The organism is Blautia sp. LMAG:36, from assembly GCF_008680535.1.
Lineage (GTDB): Bacteria > Bacillota > Clostridia > Lachnospirales > Lachnospiraceae > Blautia_A > Blautia_A fusiformis.
On record NZ_NALB01000005.1, the window covers coordinates 232,329 to 256,556 of the forward strand.

A 24,228-nucleotide genomic window follows, 5' to 3' on the forward strand; every position below is an offset into this window, starting at 1 on the left:
GGTTGATCCGCAGACGCGGTATAAAGTATAAAATTCTGACCTCGTATCAGAATAAAATTTGTGCGATCTGCCTTGCAAAATGTTCAATTTTATCGTATCATTCCAGATACTTAATGTCAATTTCACTACAGGCTTTAAACAGTAGCAGCTGGGTAGTATTTTACTCGTATTCCTGCGAATACATGCATAAACTGTTGCATACATGCAAATGCCCCTCCGGTCTTTTCACCGGACAAGGGCACTTACAGAAGGCTTTTTGTATTCATGTCATACAAAAAATCACATAAATCAAGATTGGAAATGAAACAAACATAAGCCCAAAATCAACAAAGATCAATATCAGCCAAAGCAACTTTAATTTTTCCTCCAAATCTCATCCTCCGTTTCGAGTATATTTAAGGAATTCCATAAAATCCCTTATACTTAAATAAAAGAGAATTTCAGAGCTGTTTCTGTAAATATCCCCAAATTTTCACAGGAATTTCATTTTACTGTTAAGTTACTTTTGTGATATATCAATCTGCTATTATGCGGCCTGTTCTTCCAGTTCTCGATTCCCAGCCTCCATTAAATCTTCCTCCAGAATTTCAGCAAGCAATTTGTTGCAATACCCAACACCGTTTACACGAACGCCTTTGATGCGGAGCTCGTCAATCTCTTTTTTCCTGAGACTCTGACTTTTTACAGCCAGTTTATAATCTTCTTTTGCCAGTTTCTTTTTTAATTGTTTCTGCCATTTTACAAGAAAATCCCTTGCAAGCTCAATATCTTCATTCTGCTGGTTATAAAAAGTACGTGTCTGCCTTATGGTCCCATCCGGTTCCACTTCAAGCGTATAGTACGCCTCCGTTGGTTGTTCTGCCTTTCTCAAAAACAGGATATAGGATTCCTGCTGGCTCATTCGTTCATAATAGGTTTCTGTATTATTTACGCAGTGATGCATCAGTTTTGCTTCATACAAAATGTCATCCACTTTTTCCGGCACAACGATCTGATACTCTTTGTCCGCATATTCATATTTTTTCAAATCCCTGCATATACGATTCAGACCCGGATACTTCTTTTCCAGCTCTCCGGCTCTTAAAATCAAATCTTTTGCTTCTATCTCTTTTATCATTTCATTATGTCTCTGCATGAGCTTTCGTGCACGGTAGATAACAGAATCCTGCACATTCACTCCGACCCGAATTGCCATATTAAGATAATCCTTCCATGTTTTGATCAGGTCTTTCACGGATTCCCCACTTTCTGCTGCCTGCTTTTCCAGATAATTTTTGATCTGTAAAGGGGCCATACGATCCATAATGAACATAAGATCCGCTGGTTTAAGCTTTTCCCGGCACATCCACAAAATCACATCGTCATGGATCAGTTTGTTTTGAGTTTTTTCAAGCAACAGCCATTGAAGAAAAATCTCTCCCCCATTGTTTGTACGCAGCCTTTTCAAGCGGAACCCGTCAATTCCCAGTGCTTTTCCAAGGTTTCCGGAATCTTTACAATAAATCTGTGCTTTATTATCCATAATGTCTTCTGCGAGATGATAAAGTCCTGCTTTAATGAGCCGTTCCAGATAAGGTCTTTCTCTAACCATTTCAAAAAAGTTTACCGGATCTAAGTACTTTTTGGCTTTTGCATATTCGTAGAATCCTGTCCTACGGAATGTCCTGTTCTTAATACCATGCAGTGATTTTCCATAAATATTTCCCATATTATATCTTTCATATGTCATATAGCCACCGTAACCTGGATACAGTGGAACTTGTAATTTACCCTGGATCCATCGGCTTTCTTTTGTCCAATGATGACGGCCGAAATAATATTCTTTCGTATTTAATTCTTCATCATACAGGATTCTCCGGCGCTCAAAGAAAGAATATACTGGTTTTTTATATGAGCTGCTTACTATGAGCATCTGAAGCTGGAATTCTCTCAAAACAAACACATTATTTCCACAGGTCTGAAGCAGGTATGCAGTCTCTTTTTGGGTTTCTATATTTTTGGCCCGGCCTAATGCTTTATATTGAATCTGATGTCTGCATTTTGGGCAATTCCCCACTGTATTATGGTGAGGATGGCTGATTGGAACTTCGCTTTCACACCAACTACAATATCCTGTCTGATCTTTCCTGCGGCTGTAATGATAAAAAATAAAATTCTGGGTAATTCCAACTTTTTTCTGCCATCTCAGCCAGTCTTTCGGAATTTTGGGAAGTCTATCCATACACTGATCCCAGCTTGTCAGAATTTTTTCATATTTCATTCCCAGCCTCCGGTGTCTCTGCTCACGTTGATATACATACAGTGCATAAAAAGCATCGTCATATTCACTTTCAAGATACTTTTGGATCAACGCTGTATCCGCCTCTTTCATATAAGAATTTTCCTGATATAACCATTTTGAGAAAATGGTCTTATCCAGCATACTATCTGACCATTTCTTTGTCCGGTAATCATACCCTTTAAAAACATCGTTCTTTTTATCAATATATAATGTATATACAGGTTTCCGACAGTCCCTGGAAAGATATTCTGCCAGATAAAATGCTACTTTTAAAATATTGTTTTCTACTTCTGCACGTAAATATAGCCCCCTCTGATAAATCAGCTGCTCCGTATAGTATCCTTTATCTCTTACTGGCACATCTTCTTTTGCAAGTTTTATCAGTTCATCCGTAGCTTCCAGCAATTTCATGTTACGCAATTCTTTTTTATTCATTTCCATCCTCTCCTTCATTTTCTGCTGCATATAATGTCATTTTATCTTTTCTGCTCAAATGCAGCAGGGGAACTCCCTGCCGCATCCATTTTATTTACGCCGCTATTTCAGTAGGGCTTTCTTCGTTTTCTGCCGATTCCACTGGTAGGTCCATTAAGTCTTTCTCTAAAAGATCAGCCAGAAGTTCCCCAGCAAATGTTCCGCCATGGACAACTACATGCTTATCACGTATCTCCTGATAGTTCTGCTGCCTGAGCTTCCTGCTTTCTTCTGTGCTCTTACGATCTTTTTTGGTTAATCGTTTCTGAATTTCCTTCTGCCACAATGTTAAAAAAGAAGTCACCTTATCAATGTCCTTATTTTGACGGTTGAATTCCGCACGTTTTTGCCGGATGGTTCCATCTGGTTCAACTTCCAGTGTATAAAACGGTACTTTCGGATTCTCTTTTTCCCGCAAAAACAGGATATAGCTTTCTTTTGAAACGATCCGGTCAAAATAAGTATCCGTCTTATTTACACAGTGATGAAGCGTATCACCTTCATACAGGATGTCATCGATACTCTTTGGCGCAATAACCTGATATTCACCGTCACTGAACTCATATTTTTCTTTCAAATCAATGAGATGTTTCTGAAATCCGACATACTTTTCTTCCAGCTCCCTGCGTCGGATTCCGCGTTTCATTTCTTCTATCTTCAAAACCGCCTCTTTATGGCGCAGTTGAAGATCTCTGGTACGGTAAATAATGGAATCATGTATATCCATTCCCAGTCTTTTTGCCATAGAAAGATAATCGTTCCACACCTGCAGCACATGGCTGATATCATCCCCGGATTTTTCTGATTGTTTCACAAGATAATGTCGAATCTGGCAGATGCTCATCTGATCCAGAACAAACTTCAGGTCGTTTGGTTCAAATCCTTCTTTTACCATCCAGCATATTTCTTCATCCCCGATTGTTTTTCCTGTACTCTTTTCAAGTTGCAGCCATTTAAGTTCTTTTACCCCGCCATTCATATCTCGGAGTCTTCGAAACTCTTTCTTATCTACGGACAGGAATTCTGTTGGTTTTCTGCCTTTTCTTTTTATTGCATCTGCTGCCCTGTGGTCCAGTACATCATCAACTAACTGGAAAAGCCCCGCTTTTACAATCTGTTCCAGTACCGGATACGTCTTCCATAGGTAAAGATATTTTCCAGGATCTATCTTTTTCTGACCAAGGGCGTACTCACGCAGACCTGTTTCTTTTAATTCATGCCTGGACAGATCCGACAGGGTATATGGATAAACCATTCCTTTATATTGACTGTCACAGCAAGTATAATACCAAGAACTTCTACACGAAATCCAACGCATTTCCCGTTGTTTGAACAGATCATAAACGAAATTGGAAATTTCCTTTCCATTTGCAGAGAAGATTCTTCTTTGCTCTTCATGGCAGGTAGTTTCGCAATCTGTATAGCCGCCCTTTTTATACCACGTTCTGGCATAAAAGATCCGGAGCACAAAACCAGAAGTCTTGCGTCTCCTCTGGATAAGATAGACTCTGTACCACTTTGTACAAAATCTTCCAGACTTTCCCACAGAACGAAAAGTAATTGGTTGTCCACACACATTGCACTGTCCTTTCTGGTTATATTTGGGTGAGCGGATTGGAACATGTTTTTTGCAATATGTACAATATCCTTCTGTAGCACCATTTTTCTGATACTTGTAGAAGATATAGTGTTCCGTAATTCCATATTTTGAAACCCATCCGATCCAGTTTTTAGGCAGTCCAGATACAGTTTTCATCACCTGGTCCCATGAATCTGTAAGTTTTTTATCATGACGTATCCTTTGTTCTTTACGGATATTCGCCTGAAACTCTTCCAGTGCCCGGATTGCAGGCTGCATTGTCTTTAAATATTTTTGGATGATTTTTGTATCACAGCCATTTACATAGATGTTGCCCAAATTAGTTCTTACATCCCATAAGATACTTTCAAGAAGTGCCTTTCTCCATTTTTTTAATTTTTCATCATAGGTTATAAACCGTCTCTCTTTTCTGCTGATAAACAGACGGTACCTTGGAAAGTTTATATTCTCCTCAATATCCGTTACGGCAAACAGATACACTTTTAAAATTCCTTTTTCTACTGCTGCCCGACAATACATCCGATATTTTCCGGGTTCACCCCTTTGTTTCTCCAGTGTACTCAAAGATATTTCCGTTTTCTTTGCATCGGCGATATGTCTGTTCATCACTTTTAATGGTTTTAACTCCATCAACCTCTTTTTTCTCATAACTCCACCAGCTTTCCAGTCACATCAATCCATGCTTCCTCCGGATATTTCTGACCATCGATACAGATGACCCCAATTTCCAGGATCTGGCTGTTGCCAGGCTGCTCCTTTAAAAGTAACAGTAAATCGCCCTTTTGTCCTTTGGCTTTGGGGTCTTTTCCACGTACAATGCAAAATCCGTTGCAGCTGGTCCCGCTTTCTTTTGCAACATGGGAGTTCCATTTCCGGTTTGGATATTTCGACATGTAAGCAGCTCCGTGTAATAACAGGCTTCTCAATTCAATTTTCTTTAACAGGCGCATCTTTGTGCAGGAGATTTTTGAATCTTCTCCATCTTCATCCAAATCCCCTGATGCATCTACTATGTAATACACGGAATTTTTCCAATTCGGATAATAGCAGAGACAATCCAGTGGGTTTTCTGCACAATGAAATCCATTTTGTCTACAGTTTGCTTTTTCCGTTTCATTTATGCCATACTCCTGAAACTGAAAGCCCCGACATTTCAAATCCTTTTGAAATCCTTTATATGCGATCATATCCTTCTCCTTTAACTCTCTTTCGGCTGCATCATGTCAAACAAGGACATCTGCCCGGAATCTTTTGATTTTTTCTTGCTGATATGCTTTTCTTCCTGCTCCGCTGCTTCTTTGGGATGCACCTCGGAATCTTTCTTTGTCCCCTGGTTTTTCGGTATTGTTTTCGTTCTCTTATTTACCGAATCCCATTCCTTTTGAATCTTTTTCTTTTCTTCCTGCTCTTTTTCTGCTATTTCTCTTTCATCATCTTTCGCATAATATTCAAGTACCCAGGGAAAAACCTGGTCGCCGGAGAGTGCCAGGCCTGTATTGGCCCGAATGCCGTTCTCTCCCTTTTTTTTCGCTCCCTCCAGTGCAATGTTGTAGGCTTTTTGCGTCACATAATCCAAACATCTCTGAAGCATCTTATGTTTTTTTAACACCTGTGCATCTAAAGCAGAATCCGTTTTGGCAAGATTTACAAGATACTGTCCTATGATGTCCGCAAAGCCTGCATCCTTTAAGGCAAACATTTCTGCACGCAGTTTTTCAGACGCATTCGCAAACTTTCTTTCCTCAATCGGTATATCAACCAGCCGGTAGCGGCTGCCTTGAATAAATTCCTCTGTCTGTTTTTTGGAAACTGCATGTGCTTTGGCAAGTTCCCGCACACCATCCATATTCCCACTCTGGCGGTAATGCAATGCTGCTGTATTTAATTCTTCTGCAGTTTTTATGATCTCATTTAACATAATCGGTCCCTTCTTTCCTGATAAAAACATGAGGCAGAAGAAAAAATCTCCTGCCTCTGCCTGCTTTTTATGCCGCATTCATCTTCTGTTCAGCCGCTTCCATTTCTTTTTCTACTTCCAATGCAATCCTGCGTCTCTCTGCATCATCAGAATCCAAAAGGCTGATCATTTCCAGTACAATACGGCGAACCCATTCATTTTCCTCCCATCCTGCACTGATCTGGCGGGCTTTTTCTGTCAGTTCCTTCCAGTCAGCATCTTCCAGATCCCTGCCACGATATTCCTTATAGAAAGAATAGATTTCTTTCATGGCTTTCGGTGCCTGAATCTTTGCCGCTTCATCCAAATTGGAGAGGAGTCCCATCAGCATGGGATGGTTTTTATATTTTTCAATCAAAGGACGGATACCGGTCTGAATTTTACCCGTATAAAGTCCTAAAAAATCATTAAATATTCCTGCAATCAATTTCTGATCTGTCATTCGTTTCCTTCCTTTCTGTTAATTTTCTTACTCTGCGCCTGACCGTAGATGGAAAACACTGAAATGCTTCCGATACTGCATCCTGGCTGTATCCCTGATCAAGAAGAGCCTTCATAGCCGCTGCCATTTCTGATTCCTTGAGCTTTTTTATGGACGGTTTCCGAACTTTCTTTTTCAGGATTTTCCGGCAAAGCGGATGATCTGGTCCGTATTCGTACATTGTGCTGGCTTCCGCTGCATTCAAATTGCACAGGATTGCAATCAGCAGACAGTAATATCCCTTATATTCGTCGTCTTTCATGCCGCACCACCTTTATTGCCTGGTTTTCAAATGTACCTCTTTACCCTAATCTGCTTTAAATTCTTTTTGATCAAGACCATTTTCGAGCAGATATCTTTCCGTACCTTCTGGATCGAGCTGTGCAAGTCGTGCAAGATTAAACTCTGCAACATAATAGCTGCCATAATTGATTTTCCTCTTACCTACAACTTTTCCGAGTTTATACTTCTCAATAAACGCAACCTTTGCTTTTGCTCCGCAATCCGAGATTATTGCCTGCCCCGGTCTTAGGAATCCCATAACTCCAATTGTAAGGTCTCCGAATAATTCCAGCTTTTTCTCACATTCCTTTTGCTTTTGCCATAATCCGACATACAGGGATCCGTTGTAGTACATATTCACTCTGACATATAATTCCTCATGTCCACATTCCCAGTCATATCCCAATGGTTTTTCATCTTTTCGAATGCATATATCCTGTCCCATATTCTGCCTCCTTTTTTGATTTTCCTGTTCATCTTTTATGGATTATTTTATATTTCCTCCCTTCCTGTTTTTTGTACACCCCACATTTCGTTTTTGGGCAACAAAAAAAGACACCAAAAATCTTCTTTTGATTTTTGATGTCTTCCTATTGATAAAAGGCCTTCGCCTAAATGTTGCTCCCGGAACAGCATATCCGGAACAAAAAACTTTACTGCGTGGCAAACCATGCATAAAAAATAATCCATTTATATGGTAACACAATATATTGAATTCGTCAATAAAATACAGCGCATAGAATGCTATATCTTGTTATTCTGCCATTTTTCAAGTACGCTTACCATTTTTACTTCTCTGTCATTTCTACGTTCATCAGGAAAATTTCCAAGGAGTCATATATTGAAATATACTATAAAAAATAGTAGAATTTTTCTCTCTCGCACAAGATGAATAGAAGCCCGTTAAGGGATAGGAAAGCGCCGAAAACCCGCATGAACACTACGTTTTTGTGAGTTGTCGGCGTTTCTTTTACCCTCTGTTTTCATGGTGCTTTTTCCGTAAATGGTGCCCAAATGGTGCCCAAATTCCACGCGGGCATATAAAAGGTTGTAAAGAGCAGTAGACCAGTTCTTTTTCCCGGAACGGGAACAGGAAAAGTCCACACGCCGCCGTCAGCTTGATACCATGCTCAACGGCATGAGCGAAAAGGATTTGAAAATCCTGTCAGCTACCGCAAAAGGGATTGAGGAAGCCAACAACGAAATAACGGGGGAATAAAGTTCCCTCGTTTCTTCATAGAAAAAGCAGTTTGAAACGTCGCAGTTTGCGGCGTTTTTCTTTTGTCCTGCTTTGGCAAAATCAGATTTTCCATGTAGTAGGGATAAAGGGAGAAAGTTTCTTAGCAAGCATAGGAAAGGGGTACCCTTTCCGTATTTTCGCCCTCCTGCGCTGCGGCGCGTCGGTTGAAAATTGCTTGTTGGGAAGTGTCCCAAACCCTCGGAATGGAAAGGAGTGTGAGCCGATGAACGGCAGGAAACGGACAGTACAAATTAAATTCAGAGTAACAGAGGAAGAACGGGCGTTCATTGAACAGAAAATGCAGCTCGTCCCTACCCGGAACATGGAAGCCTACTTGCGGAAAATGGCAATCGACGGGTATATCATTCAGATAGACCATGCCGACATAAAAGCTATGACAGCGGAGATACAGAAAATCGGGGTCAATGTCAATCAGATTGCAAAGCGCGTCAATGCGACGGGCAGCGTCTACCAAGAGGATATAGAAGAAATCAAGGAGGTGCTTGCGGAGATATGGCGGTTACAAAGATTAAGCCTATTAAAAGCACGTTAAAAAAAGCCCTTGACTATATCCAAAACCCGGACAAGACGGACGGGAAAATGCTGGTGTCCTCGTTCGGGTGCAGCTATGAAACGGCAGATATTGAGTTCGGATTTACATTGTCGCAAGCTCTTGACAGAGGAAACAACCTCGCACACCATTTGATACAATCTTTTGAGCCGGGGGAAGTCGATTATGAGAAAGCCCATGAAATCGGAAAACAGCTTGCCGACGCGGTAACAAAGGGGCAATATGAATACGTCCTTACCACTCACATAGATAAAGGGCATATCCATAACCACATCATTTTTTGTGCGGTAAACTTTGTAGACTACCACAAGTATGTTTCCAACAAGCGCACCTATTACGGAATACGCAACATCAGCGACAGGCTGTGCCGGGAAAACGGCTTGTCCGTCCTTGTGCCGGAGAAAGGCGGCAAGTGCCTTTCGGATAGAGGGCTTTTGCTCCTGTGTCAGCTTCTTTGCGGAAAACTCCTTAAAGGCTGCGGTCAGAGCGTCCGCGTCCCGCCCCTTGAAAAATACAAGATAACGGGGCGGCGTTTCGGTGCTGTCTTTCTTTAGGGCAAAGTCGATACCGTATTTTTTTGCCGTCTGCTCAAAGGCTTTGATATTGCCCTCAGTTATCTCAATGTTGGAAAGCCCCGCGTTCTGCTTCGCAAGCTGCTTTAGCGTCTGCTTCCCGTGGGGCTGTTTTTCCTGCTGCTTTTTTGCCTGTGCAAGCATGGCTTTGATTGCCTTTTGCAGCATTTCAGCGGTCAGCTTTGCTCCCTTGACCGAGAGCGCAACCACTTTTTCGTTGATTTCGTCCTGCAATGTTTACCGTCCTCCTTTCCCGGTAGTAATGATAGTGTTAGGGTGGTACGCCGCTTTTGGGCGTGAAAAAAGGGCGTCCGTTGTTCACGCCGCCCCGTTAAATCCGCACCCGCAGCCCGTTCAAGTCCTCGGCGCGAATACCTACAAGATACCAGTTGTCCCCGTACTCAATCCGGGTCGGCTTCCATTTGCCGCCTGTGAATACGTCCATGCACTCGCCGCAATGCAAGCCGCCGTAATAGTCGGCAATGTCAAAGCGAATGTCGTAGCGGTCAGCGGTTTCATCAAAAATCAAAGCTCCTGTTTTCTGTGCCATGTGGTAAATCCTCCTTTTTTCGTTTACAGGCTTTCGCCCTCGTTGTAGGTGTAATAGTCCAGGTCGCCGTACTTTGGCTTTCTCGGTGCAAGCGCGCCGCTTGCCATATCGTGAGCGACAAGGGAAGTATAGTAGCTGTCAATGGTAGACGGGGCATTGAAAAGCACCGCCTTTAGGTACTGCTTGATGTTGCGGATTTTCGTGGTGTTCTCCTGCATACAGTCAAGCACAAAGCGGATATGTTCGCTGTTCAGCTTCATAAACTTTGACTTCACAAGCTCGGCGGGGTAATCGTCCCCGGCAATACGGATTTTCTTTCTTGCCGTACAGACGGTTTCAAGCATGAGGTCAACAATTTCATTCAGACGGTCGCGGTCAAGGCTTCTGTCCTGTAAGAGAATGTCATAGGCGATATTGTCTTTGATAATTTCCTCATACACTCTGTAAGCGTCGTTCCTTTCCGTTCTTTTCCGTTCCGGCGGCTGTGCCGTTTCGTCCTCGCCATAAGGCAAGGGATTTAGGGAATGGATAGGAATGGAATGGGTACTTGATAAATCCGTATTTGATTTTTCTTTTTTTGGTAAGTTAGTTCTTTGTATATCTTTATTTAATTGCGTTGGATTTTCCGACGTCGGATTATCCGTTGTCGGATTTTCCAATATCGGGTTATCCGCTGTTGGATTTTCCAATACCGGGCAATCCAATTCCGGCGGCTGCGGCTGTTCGTAAATGGTGTACTCGATAGCGGTCATTTTGCCTTTCTCGTCGCGTCCCTGCCGCCTTGTGATATATCCGGCTTTTTCAAGCTCCCAAACGGCGGTACGGATAGCGTCGATACTTTCCCGGTTGATGTAGGACAGCCCCGAAAGGGTATAATCCCAATCCTCCGGCAGGGACAGCATTTGAGATAACAGCCCCTTTGCCTTTAAGGAAAGCTCCTTATTGCGTAAGTGGTGGTTGCTCATTACGGTGTAGCCTGTGTTGCGTTCCACACGGAAAACTGCCATAGCTTCATCACTCCTTTGCTTTAGATTTGTTGCGCAGTAGAACGCGGATTTTGAGGGGTAAGGTATCTTTTCCTTGCTTCCTCTGTTTTGCGTTCTGTAAGCCCGATAAATCAAGGCTTTTTTTGCCCCTACTGCGTAACATGAGGGCATAAAAATAGCGGCGTTCCTGTTCTCCCAGTGAGAGAGTGAGAAACGCCGCTGTGCGGGTCGCTATTTCATTTCTTCTGCTATCAGTTCTTGCATGACTTCTCCAAAGTCTGCCATGAAAGAAAAGATGAAGTATTCCAAAACGTCGGGGTCTGCGTCCATAGGCTCGGCTTCCTCTGAAAAAGGCAAGCCCATTAGCCCATAAAGCAGTTTGATGATTTTGAACAGCTTGCCCCGGTCGGTGAGGTTGTTCATGGTTACAAGTACGTTGGTAAGGCGGTTGATTGTTTCCATGTCGCCGCCTGTCGTTACCCATACCATTTCCGCGAACGGCTGCGTGATTGCCCCGGCGACAAGGTTTATCTTATCCTTGCCGATTTCGCCGGACGGAAGTATAATACCCTTAGTCAAAAGTTCGTTTTTCATGTCGTCCTCCTTATATTCTGTGGTGCTAAAATGGTGCCCGGTCTTACAAAAACACCTTATGCGGAGATATGACAAGAAAAATGAAGATATGCGGAAAACCTTGATTTTAAGCCATTTTCACATTGGTTTATAAACATTTGTGAGGACTTATAAAAGGTTTGGCGTCTATCAAATCAATAAAAAATAAGATCCATAAACGCACAAGGACGCTCTACCGAGGATATGCAGAGCGTCACTCTCTTATGGGCTAAGATTTGTGCAAATTATAATAATACGTCCTAAAAAGGAAGGAGACCGATACTTTCGTACCGGCATATGAAAAAGAAAAATATCTAAAAATGAGATACCTTAATTAGCATCTGCAATTATTAATGTACAGTATATTTATGACGATACTATGGTATAAATTTTAAGAATTTGTAAAAATTATATTTTCCTGTAGAAAAGCTTCTAAAACTCTCGATAATTTATAGTTCTCTTTTAATTATGCACTGCCTACTTCATAATATTTTTATTTCTTTTGAGCTTTAACAAGCAACATCATTGGCCGACGAAGTTCATCTTTCATTTTCTTAATTCATTCATTGTTATTTCATCTATCATATTAAAATCCTTTATAATTAAAAATGATTTACGACCTAAAAACTTATACTGTTTGTAGATATTGGGCATTCATATTTTTATATAATAACACAAAAACAGATTAATTCATATTTTTTCATATACATTAATCTGTTCAGTTTCGATATCTTTAGATTATGAAAATAAAAGTATTGTTTTATAGCGACAATTTCTCACCTTTTGTACATACATTTTTTATATCTGATTTTCATTAAATATTCTATCAACCTCCCTTTTCATCCAGTCAATATCCTTTGATGCCCGAAAGTATATAGAAGATAACACTTTTAATTGACGTAATCAAAAGATATTAATAAAATAAATAAAAAAACATACACAAGAAGGAAACGTAATGAATACATTTTTTACCTGCGAGCAAAAATTGGGGAATACCATCTTCACTTTTTCACAAAAAGCAAAAGTTCTTAGCACAAGTCCTTTAAACGGAGGCCTTACAAGGCACCTTTCTCATGCTGTAAATATCAATTGTATGAATGGTTCTTATGAATGTAAAATGCTTGGAGATACTTATGAAAAAGATCTAGCTGCACATGTCCACGCCCTTGGTCTTTCACCCTCCTGCACTACTGCCTTAAGTACCGCAGCCTGGACTGAATTACGTGCTATAGAAGAAGTATGCTTCCGGGATCTTACGGTAACTGCTGTTGTGACCGGTGGAATTGACTCCAATGGCATACATCCCAGCGATCCTGCTTCTTACTACGAAGAGGACGGAAATTATGAAATGCCTCTTCCTGGAACGATCAATATTTTTCTGTTCATTAATCAGAATTTGACTGATACAGCAATGTCCAGAGCACTGATGCTTTGTGGAGAATCGAAAGCTGCTGCTGTTTCTCAGTTATTACTGGGAAGCTGCTATTCCGAAGAAATCGCAACAGGTTCTGGGACTGATGGAATTGTAATCGCTTCTAATCTTTGTGGTACCAGAACTCTTACGGATGCTTCTGGACATTCCAAACTTGGTGAACTGATTGGAAAATCCGTGAAATCTGCCGTAAAACAAGCTCTTCTTAAGCAAACAGCGGCCTCTGGCCCGAGGCAATTTCTTTTATCTGCACGTACTGCAAGATATAAAATCACACCTGCTACTTTATGGGAGTTTTATATAGAATACAGAGAAATTTTTAATGATTTTAAGATTTCTTTTGAAATGCCTTCATTATTAGAACAGAAGTTTCTCGCACACAATCGTACCAGTAACCTGGTTCTATGTGTATCACTTTATCTTCACCTTATGGATCAGGTTCGTTGGGAATTGATTATGGAGCCGGAAGCTATCCGGGAAGGGAAACGTCTTCTGATTTATGGACTCTATTGGAAAGATGGAGACTTTTTTGAAAAAGCATATCCGGCAAAAGCATGGGAGCAGCCCGGATTGCTGCATTTTTCATTAAAAGAACAGCTTATGTATTTGCTTTTATTGTATATTGCTATTTAGAATTATTGGACATAGTGCTAAAAATTTCTAACTTTTACTTTATAAATGGGTAAGTCGAAAACCGACTTACCCACTATAATATCATTTTTATTTACTTCGCTACACACATGTTTTCATCAATCCATTTCTGGATGTCGTCTTCGCTTACTTTAACCAGGCGGGCAATTTTCTTAACATCCATCCCCTCTTCTGCCATAGAAAGAGCTGTCTCTTTTGCTTTTTTTAGTTCGCCGCTTTCCATTCCCTCGCTGTAAATTTGTTCCATTTCATGGCACATAAGCGGTGGCCCCTTTCTGTGTCTCTTTCAATTCATGTACCCTTTTCCCGACAATTCATTTACATATTTACAGTTCAGGAAGTAACCAACAATTTTTTACTTCAGCAAATTCATTTTCTGCTTTCTCACCAGTGCATATATTTTTCCATTCTTCTACTTCGGGGCAATGTTGGCCTTCATAAAATGTATTTTCAAAACGATATATCAAGAATGCAAGAGTAGCACATTGCTTTCTAACTTTAATATTTTCTTTAAACTCTTCTTGCGTCGAAGTTTGAAAATTGATTCGCGTATATTTTTCTACTAACCTAAGTACTTGTGAAACTCCTTTCATGATTTTGGATGGAAAACGCGAATTTGTTCGGTAAAAAATATTATGTATAATCATCAAGAAATACTCCAATCCGGGTTCTTTTCGTGCTTTAATTAAATTAAACAATTCCAGCAGGGTATTTTCTTTTAATTGCTGATCCATAATTGTTTCCAGACACTTTTCAACTGCCATTGTAGCTGAAAATACCATATCTGATTCAGTTTCATACATTAGTTCCAACATTTCGTTCATAAAGGCTGGAACTTTTTCATCTGCAAGAAACATTGCTTCCATTTCCCATGAATAAATTCCTTCGTCATAGAATTCTTTTAGCAGAGTACATAGTTTTTTTGACTGAACCGGATTAGTTCCCTTCCATCCATTTCTGCCAAAAGATGCAATCGCACGAATCATCATTTTCATATGCCATTTTGAAAAAGTAAATTGAAAATCGTATTTGCTTTCTTTCCAATATTTTACCATATCTGAACAACAGCCGATGAACAGTTCCAAAAACCATTTTTTTTCTTTCGCAGACCATTCATCTACATAGTACCTATTCCAAACCGCCAGTTGTTCCCAATATGATATTTCAGTAAAATTCCTGCCTCTTATATCCTCTTTCCATTTTGAAGATACTTTTTCACTGATAAAACTCTTTTTTATTCTTTTTAAGGGATCTATTTCTTCTGGATGTGGCCATTTCATAAATACAAAAAAATAATATTGCTCTAGATCTGGCAACTGCGTATCTTCATTAAGTTTACTCCATAATAGTTCTCCAAAAGCAACTTCTTGTTCTTTGGTTAATTTTCCCCATGTATATAACTGCCCCATTCTGGCCAATACGGAGGTTCGATTTATTTTCTGTTGTTTTCCTATATTAAATATTGCTTTAATAATTTTGGGTTCAAGATGAGCTTTTCTATATAATGGATTTGATAATTCATACTCTGTAAACACATCAAAAGGATCAAGCTGTACTACTCCAAGTATATTTTCTCTTTTTTTCATTGAGCAGGTTAATAATGCATTTATTTTAGTTCTTTTAATATAATCTGCGGTTTGATTCATAACAGAGGAAATGAATTGATTTAATAATCTTTGATCTTTCACCGCATTTTCTTCGATCAATCGGATCATCAAGTCTATCATTTTTCCCTGCTGCACATAATCCAATACGGCACACATTCTTTCTAATATCGGAATTCCGGATGCTACAATAGAGGTATAAATATTTTGGTCATACCATGGATCATATTTCTGAAATTTTCCTATATTATTCATTATCGCATTATATACATATTCAAAAAGTTCATCGATTTCTTTTCTGTTCTTGGATTGCAAATATTCTCTTGTAATACATTTTTTTACCACATCTGCTTTTCCAAGACGAAGTAAAAGTTGCCATGTATATTGAGGATAGTAAGATAGCAAGCTTTTTACTAAAATATCCTGCTGATTATTCAGTAAACTTTTACTTCGAAGATATAATGGAAATCCACTATATTCAATGCTTTTAAAAACAGAATATGCTTCCCAACAATTGTTCTCAGATCTAACCAAAGTAATGGATTCCCGATTTAATTCAAATTCCGGTTCTGGAGATTCTTTTTTTAACCAGGTTAATGCACCGTCTGTAAACAGAATTTTTTCTTTATCCCAGTTATAATACTTTTTATATTTAGAAATCTCATTATTAATTTCATTGCATTTTTTTCTGGTTTCTTCCTTATATGGATTCATACAAAATAGTAAATGTTCTTTTAAATACAATGCACATACCAGCAGAGACTTCAAATATACGTTTTGGGGACTGCTCTCTGCTATTTCATTATTATTCTTTTGTATATCGTTGGTAAGTTCTTCTACTGCTTTCAGTGCTTCCTCATTAAGACCACATTCAGTCATTACACCAATGAATCTTAAGCGTACCTCATAAGGCATTTCTTCTAAAGAGCATGATACCAGTTCTAGCTGAACTTTTTCCAGATCCATTTTGAATAAATTCATAAGAATTTCTTCAAGTTTCAAATAATATTTGCCATCAACTATAAAATTTGTGCAAGGTTTAAGCAGGTCACAAATGCTGTTCCACTTTTCTTCATCCATATTTTGTCTATAGTTTTCAAGTAAATATAACCCTACTGTAAACCATTTATTCTTGTTTTTCTCTTTCCAATCCGAGTGAGAATTTAAAGTATCCCATATTTTATATAAGTTATTCTTAATATTTTTATCTAAAGGCAAACAAGATTTTTTATATCTTCTTGTATATTCATAAGCAAAATCCAGTAATTCATTACAGTAGTCAAAATTAGATTCTAATTCTTTTTCGCTACATTGTAAAAGTTCTTTTCCATTGGTATAACTTTTTACCTGTTGCCTGAAATCTGCTGGAACTATAAGCCATCCGGGATACTGCTCAAATTCTTTGGCCCATTGCTTGGTTAACTCTTTTCTTTCTTTTCTACGTTTATTAGAATTTCCCAATAACCCTTCTATCCTTGTATATTTAATATTCCAATTATAATCTTCAGAATATACATTACTCATATATCGCTTTCCATCAGTTGACAGCAAATAATATTTTACCTTTGTGTTTTTTATAAATTCCAGGGAAATGTTCTTAGCTGAACCATGATGGGGAAGTTTTATGATATCAAGTATCTCTGGCAATTCATTTTCAAAAAGCTGAATTGGACTATCTCCCGGAAAAAGCATTTTTATATCTTTATAGTCAATCAAAAGTGCAATGGAGGAACAGTTTGTTATTTTAGAATCCATTTCAATGTCTTTATACTCCGCATATTTATCCAACCAATTCAAATCCTCGCTGGAATACGAAATATTTTCCTGTTTAAACTCTATATTTTTTTCATTATTTAATAAAAAGCCCTCAAAGGCAGCATCAAACAATGGGTCTCTAGTGATTTCTATATTATTTGAGCTTATTTGTTTTAAATGATAAAGCCATTTTTTTCCCATCTTAGTTAATGTTTCGATACCTGGATTTAATATTGTAATTTTCAGATCTCCAAATTGGACAATTTGTCCCTTACTCACTAAATTATTTACAACTGATGCATTCCAACGGTATCCTCCGGCTTGAATGAGCTCTGCGAGATTTTTTCCGTTGGTATAACTTATATTTTGCTTTTTATATTCACATTCAAAATCAATGTCTGTTGAACACATACTTTTTAAAATGATTTTGACTGCAAAGGACATCCCTTGTTCTGCGTTTCGAGACGTAATACATTGATTCAAACTGTTAAACCAGATTTCATCAATCTCTATGATTTTAGGGTTTCTCGAATCCCCGTTCTCTTTCAATAATGCCCTAATTCCACTGATATGATCATCATCTATATGAGTGACTACGATTAAATTTAATCGTTTTCCTTCGGCAGCCAGTTTGAGCAAAAATTTTTTCAAGTACTTTTGATAGGTTTTGGCATAACCTCCATCAATCAACATTCTAAAATCGGAATCTGGAAATTCCAAATATATACAGTCTCCTGAAGCAGCAGGGAGCATCTGTATGGTAACTCCGTTTATTTTCATTGTTCCCCTCCCATTTTTGAAAGGTAGTGTCAAATACTACCTGTTTTTGTTTCAAAATCCTATAAAAACCTTGATTTTTAGGGAAATATATCAATTCATTAAATGAATGCAGTTTATTTTGCAGGTATTCAGTTAAAAATAATTGATCTTTTGTAAAATTTTTTATTGTAAAAGCAGCTATATTACCATTCTTATGGCAACGAATACGATATTGTTGCAATTTTTTTCAACGGAATGGACTGTGAGTTCATTGGCTGAAACAACTATTTTTTTCCAATTCTTCTTCATGTAACGCTTCATTATCTATACTTTTGATTGAATATGGGGCAATGTAAGGACTTTGCAATAAAGATAGACATTTTTCTTTTTTTGATGATCATATGCATATATTCTCCTTCTAATTTTGGGCTAGAACTATTTTGTTACAATTAGAGCTTGAATTTTAAATACACAATTTTAACTCTTAAAAAATAATACGAAATAAAACAACAAAAATCACAAATTATAGACAAAGAAAGTATTTATTCGAACAGATCTTTTTCCCATATTTGCTCCTTCATCTTTTTTGAAAAAACTAAATATACTGTATTGCAAAAAGGCAAGTCTAATCAGACCTGCCCTTTTATAATAATTTTTCAATTATTTTGTTACACACAAAGTTTCGTCAATCCACTTCTGGACGTCTTTCACATTATGGTTTACAGCTTTTGCGATTTTTTCAACAGGTAATCCCATTTCAGCAAGTGAAAGGGCTGTTTCCTTTTTAGCCTTTAATTCACCGCGCTTTTCGCCGCTTTCCATTCCCTCGCTATAAATTTTCTCCATTTCATGGCACATAAGCTCAACCCCTTTCTGCGTGTCTTTTAATTCATGTACCCTCTTTGCAAGAACTGGACTGTGCATTTCATCCGCATTCTTGCAATGCAGATCATGCATAAGTCTCCCAAGTTCTGTGTCTTCCTGTTTTCTGGAATTCACATATATAATATGTGCTTCGTCCTGAAAGCTATCATCGGCTTCTTTGATATGCCTGTCAATATGGTAAATAGGAAAGCCATACCCAAGGATGTCATCCCTGGTAATAAAGATCACATAGCTTTCCGGTAATTCATCAAAATCCTGACCCGGATTTAAAGTGTTCATGTCCATCAAACCAATATGGTAACGTGCCCTCTTAGGTGATGCACCTTCATTATCCTGCTGGATCTCCACGTCAAACTGTTTGCCTTCGGAATCTCTGGCAACACAGTCCATGATTGCGGATCGTCCCTGCAGATTCTTATAATCCTTCTGGATGATCTGATCAATTACTTTCAGATCCTGTTTTTCCATAATGACCTGCAGAACATATTCCAGGCATTCTCTCTGTTTGAAAACATTTCTCATAAATATGTCACTCATGAGTGTAAAATTCTTAATAATACCTTTATATCTTTCGTAACGTACTTCCAATCCGTTCTCTGGCACAATTTTTTCATCTGCCACGTTCGCTGTCACCTCCCTCTTTATTCTTTTTATGTTATGAAGAAATTTTCGAAAAAGCTTTTGTTTATTTTATCTTAGCATCAATGAATGACCTTTACAAGACACTTTTTCCCCGAGTTGGATCGGGTGTTTTTTAACCTACCCGTTCCACATAGCATACACTGTTTCCCTTGCACTCAAATTCCGGACAAAGAGACAGCCATAATCTTTCCAGATCATTGATATTCATAGCATCCAATTCTGTTTCATCTTCCTCACCATAAATATTTACAAAACCGATCCGATATATGCCATACCCTTTATGTAGGTTTTTTACTACTTTTCTTCCTGCTCTTCGTATATTCATAAGCTCTCTTCTCTCCTCTCTTCTGCTTCCAGCAAAAATATATTGCAGGTATAGCTTCCGGAAGCACTGACACCAGCGGCCCCTCCAAGGCTGTCCAGATACTGGCTTCCATTTTTAGATGCGGAAATATACATATAAAAGTTTGTCAAAACATAGTTTTTATTTTCCAGAACATTCTTATAACTGCTGCTAAGTACAAGCCTTGCTCCAAGTTTTTCTGCTTTTTCTTTTACCAGCATAGCAGTTAAATTTACTGCTTTTCGTATTTCCTGTTCGCTAAGTCCGCTTTGATAATAACGTTCCAAAAACAAAACCAGTTCTTCTGCTTTATTTTCATGTGGTTCGCTTTTGGCAGTCACATCAACAAACTCAATCGTCTTCCTTTCATCCGCAGCTACAAAAGAACCTTTTGTCAGACGGAGGATTGCGCGAAATACAATTTTACCATTGTGTTTGATAAATATAATTTTTTTATTTGCATCAAAACAGGATAACAGACAATCACAATTTGGACCATTCCGATAGGAAATGCAGCTGCGCAGCGGTACTTCTCCTATCTGCATGACCGGAAGCAGGCTGTCCTCTTCCCAGATTTCCCATCCACAATCCACGCGCAGCAGCTTTTCTTTCCAGATTTCTTCTGTATCTCTTTTTATTGGAAAAGCAATTTCCCGTCCCAGATCTCCTCCATGGTATTTCAGCTCCATGAATTTGCCTAATAACTCAGCATTTACGATTCTTCGGATTTCTTCCTTCTTTTTCGGCTGCCTGTTCAGAAAGGAAGTCATGATCTCAGCGCCACCTTCATAAATGAACTTCTGGATATTGGATTTATTTTCCGCGACAAAAGCATCCGAAATATTCAATTCTGTCTTTAAATTCTTCCAGGAAGGATCCTGGGCCAGCAGTTTGTCCATCAATGCAGGTAATCCGGAACAGCCATTTAAAAGATTCTGATTATGTAAAAGGAAGTAAACCTGATTATCCCTTGTAAGCTCTTTTAAAAGTTCAGTAAAATCCATTAAAAATATCAGAATCCATATGGCTGTTTCATGCCGAAGATCCAGAATGTTTTTAAAATCCTCCTGCATCCATCTGGAAAGCGACTTTTTTGACAAAGCTTCTGCCAATCGCTCAATCTGATTTTCCTCTAATGCATCTGTCAGGCAGTCTCTTTTTATCAACTCACGGATCACCCGAAGACGATCATCACTTTTGGAGTATGCTAAACGATCATACAGGTCTATATAGACTGCTTTTACATTGTACAGGATTTTCAATTCTTCAAATATACGAGGCTTCGAAAACAGTGATTCTTCACTCTTTCTCCAGGGAACTACCATATATTCACAATCCCTTAAATTTTGCTCGTTTAAAGTATTTAGATTCAGGCATCTTTTATAAACCTCTTCATCCAGAATCAACGAATTCCTGTCAAGGTTTATAAGCCAGTCTCCATTCTTTCGCAAAAGTTCCAGGAAATGTTTCTTCCGTTTCGTAATGGCATACAGGATAAGCTCTGTCTTTTCCAAAGTCAGCTCATAAAGATCCATATCTGGAAGCGGATTTCCATACAGAGTGTTCACATAGGCTGCCTTTCCATTTGAAATCTTTTCAAAATCTGCATCCGGACCTGTCAAAAATCTTATCAGCTTTGGAATGTCTGCATATAATGATTCGTTCCAAAGCCACAAGTGAAGAAAAGAGGCCTGCCATTCTTTTGGAATCTGAGTGAGAATCACTTCCAGTCCATTCCGAATTTCTTTTGGATGCCGGCTCAGTTCTTCCAGCTGTTTTTTATTTAAGCTTTCCGTTTCTTTACAAAACTCGGATAAATAATTTACAAGTTCCATCAGATCCTGCTTCAAAAGTAACGCCAATGATTCCTCATCCTTGAGCAGCTCATAAAGAAGCTCCGTTGAAAAAGCCGGATTTATCAAAAGCATGCGTATCTTTATCCCCGCCCGGGCAACATCAAACTCACCAATGCAGGTCTCAAGACTTGCTACAAGCTGTTTCTTTAACTCTTCTTTCGGTTCCAGAAAAGCATAATATTTCAGATAAACATATACAATCCGGTCCGGGATTTCCTTATCTGCCAATACTTTTTCAATTTTTTCATAGGGAAATTCGGACAGCTTTTCATTTCCTGCACATTCTACTATCATTCTGATGCGGTCTGGTTCTAAAATAGAAAAATCCTTTTTGTTCATTTTTCCCAAGTAGGTGAGCATTTCCGGATCGTCCATCAGAGAAGAAATCGTCTCCTCATTTAACCCCTCCATCAGACCGGAAAGTTCTTGCTGATTTACCAATCTGGCTGCATTCATACAGAAATCTTCCCCTTTCTTTCCTATCAGTTTCAAGGGAATTGCTGCATTTTTCATTTCCTTGTAAATATTCATGTGCTTTAATATTCTTTCAATCATCATGCTACCTCTGCCCTTTCTATTAATCCGTTAATCTCCGTTAACTCCATGCATTCGTCCTGGTACATATTTTCTGCTAGTTTAAGAAGATACAGAGCTTCCTTTTTTGCCATAGGCTTTTTCGCTGTTCCTGCGAAATCATCTTTTAAATACGAGGAAACGATCTTACAGTAGAGTTTCTTATAGCCATATGAATACCGCCCGTTCTTGTAAAACTCATAAATAGACTGAAGCTCCTTATCCGTTTTCCTGTTTTCCCGTAACATCTGGTTAAACTGCTGTTTGATGTTTTTTTCAGTTTTCCAGCGTTCCATCCGTTTTTTCTGTTCCTTCAGCCATTCTTTCCGTTCCTGATATCTTTTCCGATCCTCTTCTGTCATATATTTCTGATACAGGGTTTCTCTTCGATAAGAATCACTTATAAATGGAAGAAGCAATTTGGAAAGCTCATATGCTTCTGACTGTTCCATCCAAAGTGCTGTACTTTCCTTTAAAAGTAAGGCCGTCAGGTATTCTGGATAAATATCCGGATATTCATAAAAGAACTTTTTTTCTACCATTGAAAACAGTTCCCGGTGTTCCTCTTTTCCCAGAACTGGAGAAAAAAATTCGCACTCTCTATGTTGGATAGCATAGTATCCCAAGGAGAAAGTTTCCTTTAAAATCCTCCAGGGGCTTAAGAATTCGCATCCATCCATTCCAATCTCATTGATCAGAAATTTCAGCATAGGATAGGAATGCTCATTACAAAGACCCTTTATTTCACTTTTTAAATATCCTGCCATAAATTCCCATTTCTTTTCCAAATCTGGATCTTCATTTTTATAATCCTTTACAAACTCTTCCAGATACTTTTTTCCATCCAAAATCCCATGCAGGATCAGCCGGTTGAAAACCGCGTAAAGTTCCGGCTCACTCTTTTTCCAGAAAACATCCTGGTATCTTTTTCCTGTAAGGTTTTCATAACGTTCCAGATACTTCAGCAAACTTTTCGTACTGTATGTTTTGCCTTTCAGAGTATCTGTAACACACGCTTCAAATTCTTCCGAAGAGAGTTCTTTTACCAGAGGATCCCATTTTTCTTCTGTCAGATCAATGTAGTGCCACTCTTCCGGTTCATTACTTCTAAATGGAAACAACGTAAGAAACGTTTTTACATTTTCCACCCTGAACGTTTCATTCATGCATTTTTCCAGCCGTTCTTTACCGTCGATACGGACAGAAAGTTTCCCATATGTTCTTAAAATCCGTGAACAAAGTACATAAGCCTCTTCTGGATATGTCTCTTTTCCGGGCAAAAATGCCTCTAATACATTCAGCCCAATTTTTTCTGCTGTCAACCCGGAAAGGCTTATCCGATCGGGTCTCTCTACAAAATACATCAGTACAAAATTTAAAAAAGCGGTCTCTTTGTCGGAATATCCAAACATACGCATACGTTTTTCCAAAACGGCATCCGCATTTTTAGCATTTGTGACTGCTAACTTTGCCAGCAATTTCAGGATATCCAGATCCTTTTTACGATACCCTTTAAGCTTGGTCATTACTTTGCCTACCATCCACACGAAAAGATTCCATTCAGTAAATACGGATATCTTCCGGTTCTTTGAAAAGCTGTCAGCAAGTTTCTGTTTTATGCCTTCCCACAGTGTTTCATCATCCGGAAGGATGGACATGGCAAACAGCATTTCTTCTGCTCGCTCAAATGGATACGCATGCATGGCCTGTTTCCACCGATTCTTTTCCTTTTCCTCACAGATATAATTGATACTGATCAAAAACAGGTCTTTCTCTCCAAGAATCTGTTTCATCTTTTTCCAGAACAGATCCTTTTGTGCCCCATTGAACATACAGGTCTCCTGTAAAGGCATCATCCTTGCCAGGGCAAGTCCGAGGGCACGGTATGTCTGCTTTGTCAAGGTCAGATGTTCTCCAATGCGCTCCAGGACTTCTCCCGGATAGTGCAGTCCATAAGCGGTTTCCATGTCTACTTTCGGCTTTTCCAGAAACATGTCATTTTCTTTTAATTGCATATAAATTTTATATTTTTCCTCATTAGATGACAGCTTATAGATCAGGTTCGTCATCTGCCGGTACAGGGTAATATCAAGCCATTCTTCATAAATCTTCCATTCCATCC

At 38.8% G+C, this 24,228-nt stretch carries 18 protein-coding genes and 3 pseudogenes; 4 read left to right on the plus strand and 17 right to left on the minus strand.

Going from position 1 to position 24,228, the window contains the following annotated elements:
• Positions 1-526: 526 nt before the first annotated feature.
• The 7 genes from CCC17_RS07105 to CCC17_RS07135 form a co-directional block, all read right to left on the minus strand.
• Positions 527-2,716 carry a PcfJ domain-containing protein gene (locus CCC17_RS07105; RefSeq protein ID WP_287082809.1) on the minus strand — a complete coding sequence of 730 codons (2,190 nt, stop codon included), beginning with the start codon at positions 2,714-2,716 and terminating at the stop codon, positions 527-529.
• 94 nt (positions 2,717-2,810) lie between these two features.
• A complete protein-coding gene (locus tag CCC17_RS07110; protein ID WP_117738795.1) occupies positions 2,811-5,003 on the minus strand; it encodes a PcfJ domain-containing protein in 2,193 nt (730 codons plus the stop codon).
• Positions 5,000-5,542, minus strand: coding sequence for a DUF7666 domain-containing protein (locus CCC17_RS07115; protein WP_117593468.1), 543 nt, complete (start codon positions 5,540-5,542; stop codon positions 5,000-5,002). The genes CCC17_RS07110 and CCC17_RS07115 overlap by 4 nt, the downstream gene beginning before the upstream one ends.
• 11 nt (positions 5,543-5,553) lie before the next feature.
• Complete coding sequence (locus CCC17_RS07120) at positions 5,554-6,273, minus strand: Cas9 inhibitor AcrIIA9 family protein (protein ID WP_182439961.1); 720 nt, start codon at positions 6,271-6,273, stop codon at positions 5,554-5,556.
• A 67-nt stretch (positions 6,274-6,340) separates the two neighbouring features.
• Positions 6,341-6,754 carry a hypothetical protein gene (locus CCC17_RS07125; protein WP_117593472.1) on the minus strand — a complete coding sequence of 138 codons (414 nt, stop codon included), beginning with the start codon at positions 6,752-6,754 and terminating at the stop codon, positions 6,341-6,343.
• Positions 6,720-7,055: a hypothetical protein gene (locus CCC17_RS07130; RefSeq protein ID WP_005422925.1), complete on the minus strand. Its 336-nt coding sequence runs from the start codon at positions 7,053-7,055 to the stop codon at positions 6,720-6,722. Before CCC17_RS07130 ends, CCC17_RS07125 begins: the two co-directional genes overlap by 35 nt.
• A 45-nt stretch (positions 7,056-7,100) precedes the next feature.
• Positions 7,101-7,520, minus strand: a complete 420-nt coding sequence (locus CCC17_RS07135) for a DUF4313 domain-containing protein (RefSeq protein WP_022214980.1) — start codon at positions 7,518-7,520, stop codon at positions 7,101-7,103.
• A 663-nt stretch (positions 7,521-8,183) separates the two neighbouring features.
• Between CCC17_RS07135 and CCC17_RS07140 the strand changes: the two are divergent.
• From CCC17_RS07140 to CCC17_RS07150, 3 genes and pseudogenes are all read left to right on the plus strand, one after another.
• Positions 8,184-8,294: pseudogene (locus tag CCC17_RS07140) on the plus strand (transcriptional regulator); the annotation flags it as partial.
• A 244-nt stretch (positions 8,295-8,538) separates the two neighbouring features.
• The gene (locus CCC17_RS07145) at positions 8,539-8,868 is read left to right on the plus strand and encodes a plasmid mobilization protein (protein ID WP_005422959.1); all 330 of its coding nucleotides are present in this window, start codon (positions 8,539-8,541) and stop codon (positions 8,866-8,868) included.
• Positions 8,829-9,299, plus strand: a pseudogene (locus CCC17_RS07150) (relaxase/mobilization nuclease domain-containing protein); the annotation flags it as partial. The gene CCC17_RS07145 and the pseudogene CCC17_RS07150, both read left to right, overlap by 40 nt.
• Here CCC17_RS07150 and CCC17_RS07155 read toward each other — a convergent pair.
• From CCC17_RS07155 to CCC17_RS07170, 4 genes and pseudogenes are all read right to left on the minus strand, one after another.
• A pseudogene (locus CCC17_RS07155) lies at positions 9,267-9,692 on the minus strand (PcfB family protein); the annotation flags it as partial. The pseudogenes CCC17_RS07150 and CCC17_RS07155 overlap by 33 nt on opposite strands.
• Positions 9,693-9,789: 97 nt before the next feature.
• Complete coding sequence (locus CCC17_RS07160; RefSeq protein WP_005422968.1) at positions 9,790-10,008, minus strand: DUF5348 domain-containing protein; 219 nt, start codon at positions 10,006-10,008, stop codon at positions 9,790-9,792.
• Between the two features lie 23 nt (positions 10,009-10,031).
• The gene (locus CCC17_RS07165; protein WP_044925032.1) at positions 10,032-11,015 is read right to left on the minus strand and encodes a DUF6017 domain-containing protein; all 984 of its coding nucleotides are present in this window, start codon (positions 11,013-11,015) and stop codon (positions 10,032-10,034) included.
• A 210-nt stretch (positions 11,016-11,225) separates the two neighbouring features.
• Complete coding sequence (locus CCC17_RS07170; RefSeq protein ID WP_287082811.1) at positions 11,226-11,588, minus strand: hypothetical protein; 363 nt, start codon at positions 11,586-11,588, stop codon at positions 11,226-11,228.
• A 973-nt stretch (positions 11,589-12,561) separates the two neighbouring features.
• On the opposite strand from CCC17_RS07170, the gene CCC17_RS07175 reads away from it, so the two are divergent.
• The gene (locus CCC17_RS07175; protein ID WP_005422974.1) at positions 12,562-13,671 is read left to right on the plus strand and encodes an adenosylcobinamide amidohydrolase; all 1,110 of its coding nucleotides are present in this window, start codon (positions 12,562-12,564) and stop codon (positions 13,669-13,671) included.
• A gap of 91 nt (positions 13,672-13,762) precedes the next feature.
• Here the strand turns inward: CCC17_RS07175 and CCC17_RS07180 are convergent, their stop codons facing one another.
• The 6 genes from CCC17_RS07180 to CCC17_RS07205 all read right to left on the minus strand — a co-directional run bounded on the left by CCC17_RS07180 (position 13,763) and on the right by CCC17_RS07205 (position 24,226).
• A complete protein-coding gene (locus tag CCC17_RS07180) occupies positions 13,763-13,948 on the minus strand; it encodes a helix-turn-helix domain-containing protein (RefSeq protein ID WP_117594145.1) in 186 nt (61 codons plus the stop codon).
• Positions 13,949-14,015: 67 nt separating this feature from the next.
• A complete protein-coding gene (locus tag CCC17_RS07185) occupies positions 14,016-17,828 on the minus strand; it encodes an MBL fold metallo-hydrolase (protein ID WP_287082812.1) in 3,813 nt (1,270 codons plus the stop codon).
• A 639-nt stretch (positions 17,829-18,467) separates the two neighbouring features.
• Positions 18,468-19,229: an Rpn family recombination-promoting nuclease/putative transposase gene (locus CCC17_RS07190; RefSeq protein WP_243875228.1), complete on the minus strand. Its 762-nt coding sequence runs from the start codon at positions 19,227-19,229 to the stop codon at positions 18,468-18,470.
• 217 nt (positions 19,230-19,446) lie between these two features.
• Entirely contained in the window at positions 19,447-19,659 is a 213-nt protein-coding gene (locus CCC17_RS07195; RefSeq protein WP_015525098.1) for a hypothetical protein, read from the minus strand.
• Positions 19,656-22,091, minus strand: coding sequence for a hypothetical protein (locus CCC17_RS07200; RefSeq protein WP_287082814.1), 2,436 nt, complete (start codon positions 22,089-22,091; stop codon positions 19,656-19,658). The genes CCC17_RS07195 and CCC17_RS07200 overlap by 4 nt, the downstream gene beginning before the upstream one ends.
• Positions 22,088-24,226: a hypothetical protein gene (locus CCC17_RS07205; protein WP_118050897.1), complete on the minus strand. Its 2,139-nt coding sequence runs from the start codon at positions 24,224-24,226 to the stop codon at positions 22,088-22,090. The genes CCC17_RS07200 and CCC17_RS07205 overlap by 4 nt, the downstream gene beginning before the upstream one ends.
• Positions 24,227-24,228 lie beyond the last annotated feature (2 nt).

Excerpts from the sequence above, each read along its gene's own strand:
- CCC17_RS07105 (WP_287082809.1), bottom strand. The coding sequence starts at position 2,716 with ATGAATAAAAAAGAATTGCGTAACATGAAATTGCTGGAAGCTACGGAT.
- CCC17_RS07110 (WP_117738795.1), bottom strand. The coding sequence starts at position 5,003 with ATGAGAAAAAAGAGGTTGATGGAGTTAAAACCATTAAAAGTGATGAAC.
- CCC17_RS07115 (WP_117593468.1), bottom strand. The coding sequence starts at position 5,542 with ATGATCGCATATAAAGGATTTCAAAAGGATTTGAAATGTCGGGGCTTT.
- CCC17_RS07120 (WP_182439961.1), bottom strand. The coding sequence starts at position 6,273 with ATGTTAAATGAGATCATAAAAACTGCAGAAGAATTAAATACAGCAGCA.
- CCC17_RS07125 (WP_117593472.1), bottom strand. The coding sequence starts at position 6,754 with ATGACAGATCAGAAATTGATTGCAGGAATATTTAATGATTTTTTAGGA.
- CCC17_RS07130 (WP_005422925.1), bottom strand. The coding sequence starts at position 7,055 with ATGAAAGACGACGAATATAAGGGATATTACTGTCTGCTGATTGCAATC.
- CCC17_RS07135 (WP_022214980.1), bottom strand. The coding sequence starts at position 7,520 with ATGGGACAGGATATATGCATTCGAAAAGATGAAAAACCATTGGGATAT.
- CCC17_RS07145 (WP_005422959.1), top strand. The coding sequence starts at position 8,539 with ATGAACGGCAGGAAACGGACAGTACAAATTAAATTCAGAGTAACAGAG.
- CCC17_RS07160 (WP_005422968.1), bottom strand. The coding sequence starts at position 10,008 with ATGGCACAGAAAACAGGAGCTTTGATTTTTGATGAAACCGCTGACCGC.
- CCC17_RS07165 (WP_044925032.1), bottom strand. The coding sequence starts at position 11,015 with ATGGCAGTTTTCCGTGTGGAACGCAACACAGGCTACACCGTAATGAGC.
- CCC17_RS07170 (WP_287082811.1), bottom strand. The coding sequence starts at position 11,588 with ATGAAAAACGAACTTTTGACTAAGGGTATTATACTTCCGTCCGGCGAA.
- CCC17_RS07175 (WP_005422974.1), top strand. The coding sequence starts at position 12,562 with ATGAATACATTTTTTACCTGCGAGCAAAAATTGGGGAATACCATCTTC.
- CCC17_RS07180 (WP_117594145.1), bottom strand. The coding sequence starts at position 13,948 with ATGTGCCATGAAATGGAACAAATTTACAGCGAGGGAATGGAAAGCGGC.
- CCC17_RS07185 (WP_287082812.1), bottom strand. The coding sequence starts at position 17,828 with ATGAAAATAAACGGAGTTACCATACAGATGCTCCCTGCTGCTTCAGGA.
- CCC17_RS07190 (WP_243875228.1), bottom strand. The coding sequence starts at position 19,229 with ATGAGTGACATATTTATGAGAAATGTTTTCAAACAGAGAGAATGCCTG.
- CCC17_RS07195 (WP_015525098.1), bottom strand. The coding sequence starts at position 19,659 with ATGAATATACGAAGAGCAGGAAGAAAAGTAGTAAAAAACCTACATAAA.
- CCC17_RS07200 (WP_287082814.1), bottom strand. The coding sequence starts at position 22,091 with ATGATGATTGAAAGAATATTAAAGCACATGAATATTTACAAGGAAATG.
- CCC17_RS07205 (WP_118050897.1), bottom strand. The coding sequence starts at position 24,226 with ATGGAATGGAAGATTTATGAAGAATGGCTTGATATTACCCTGTACCGG.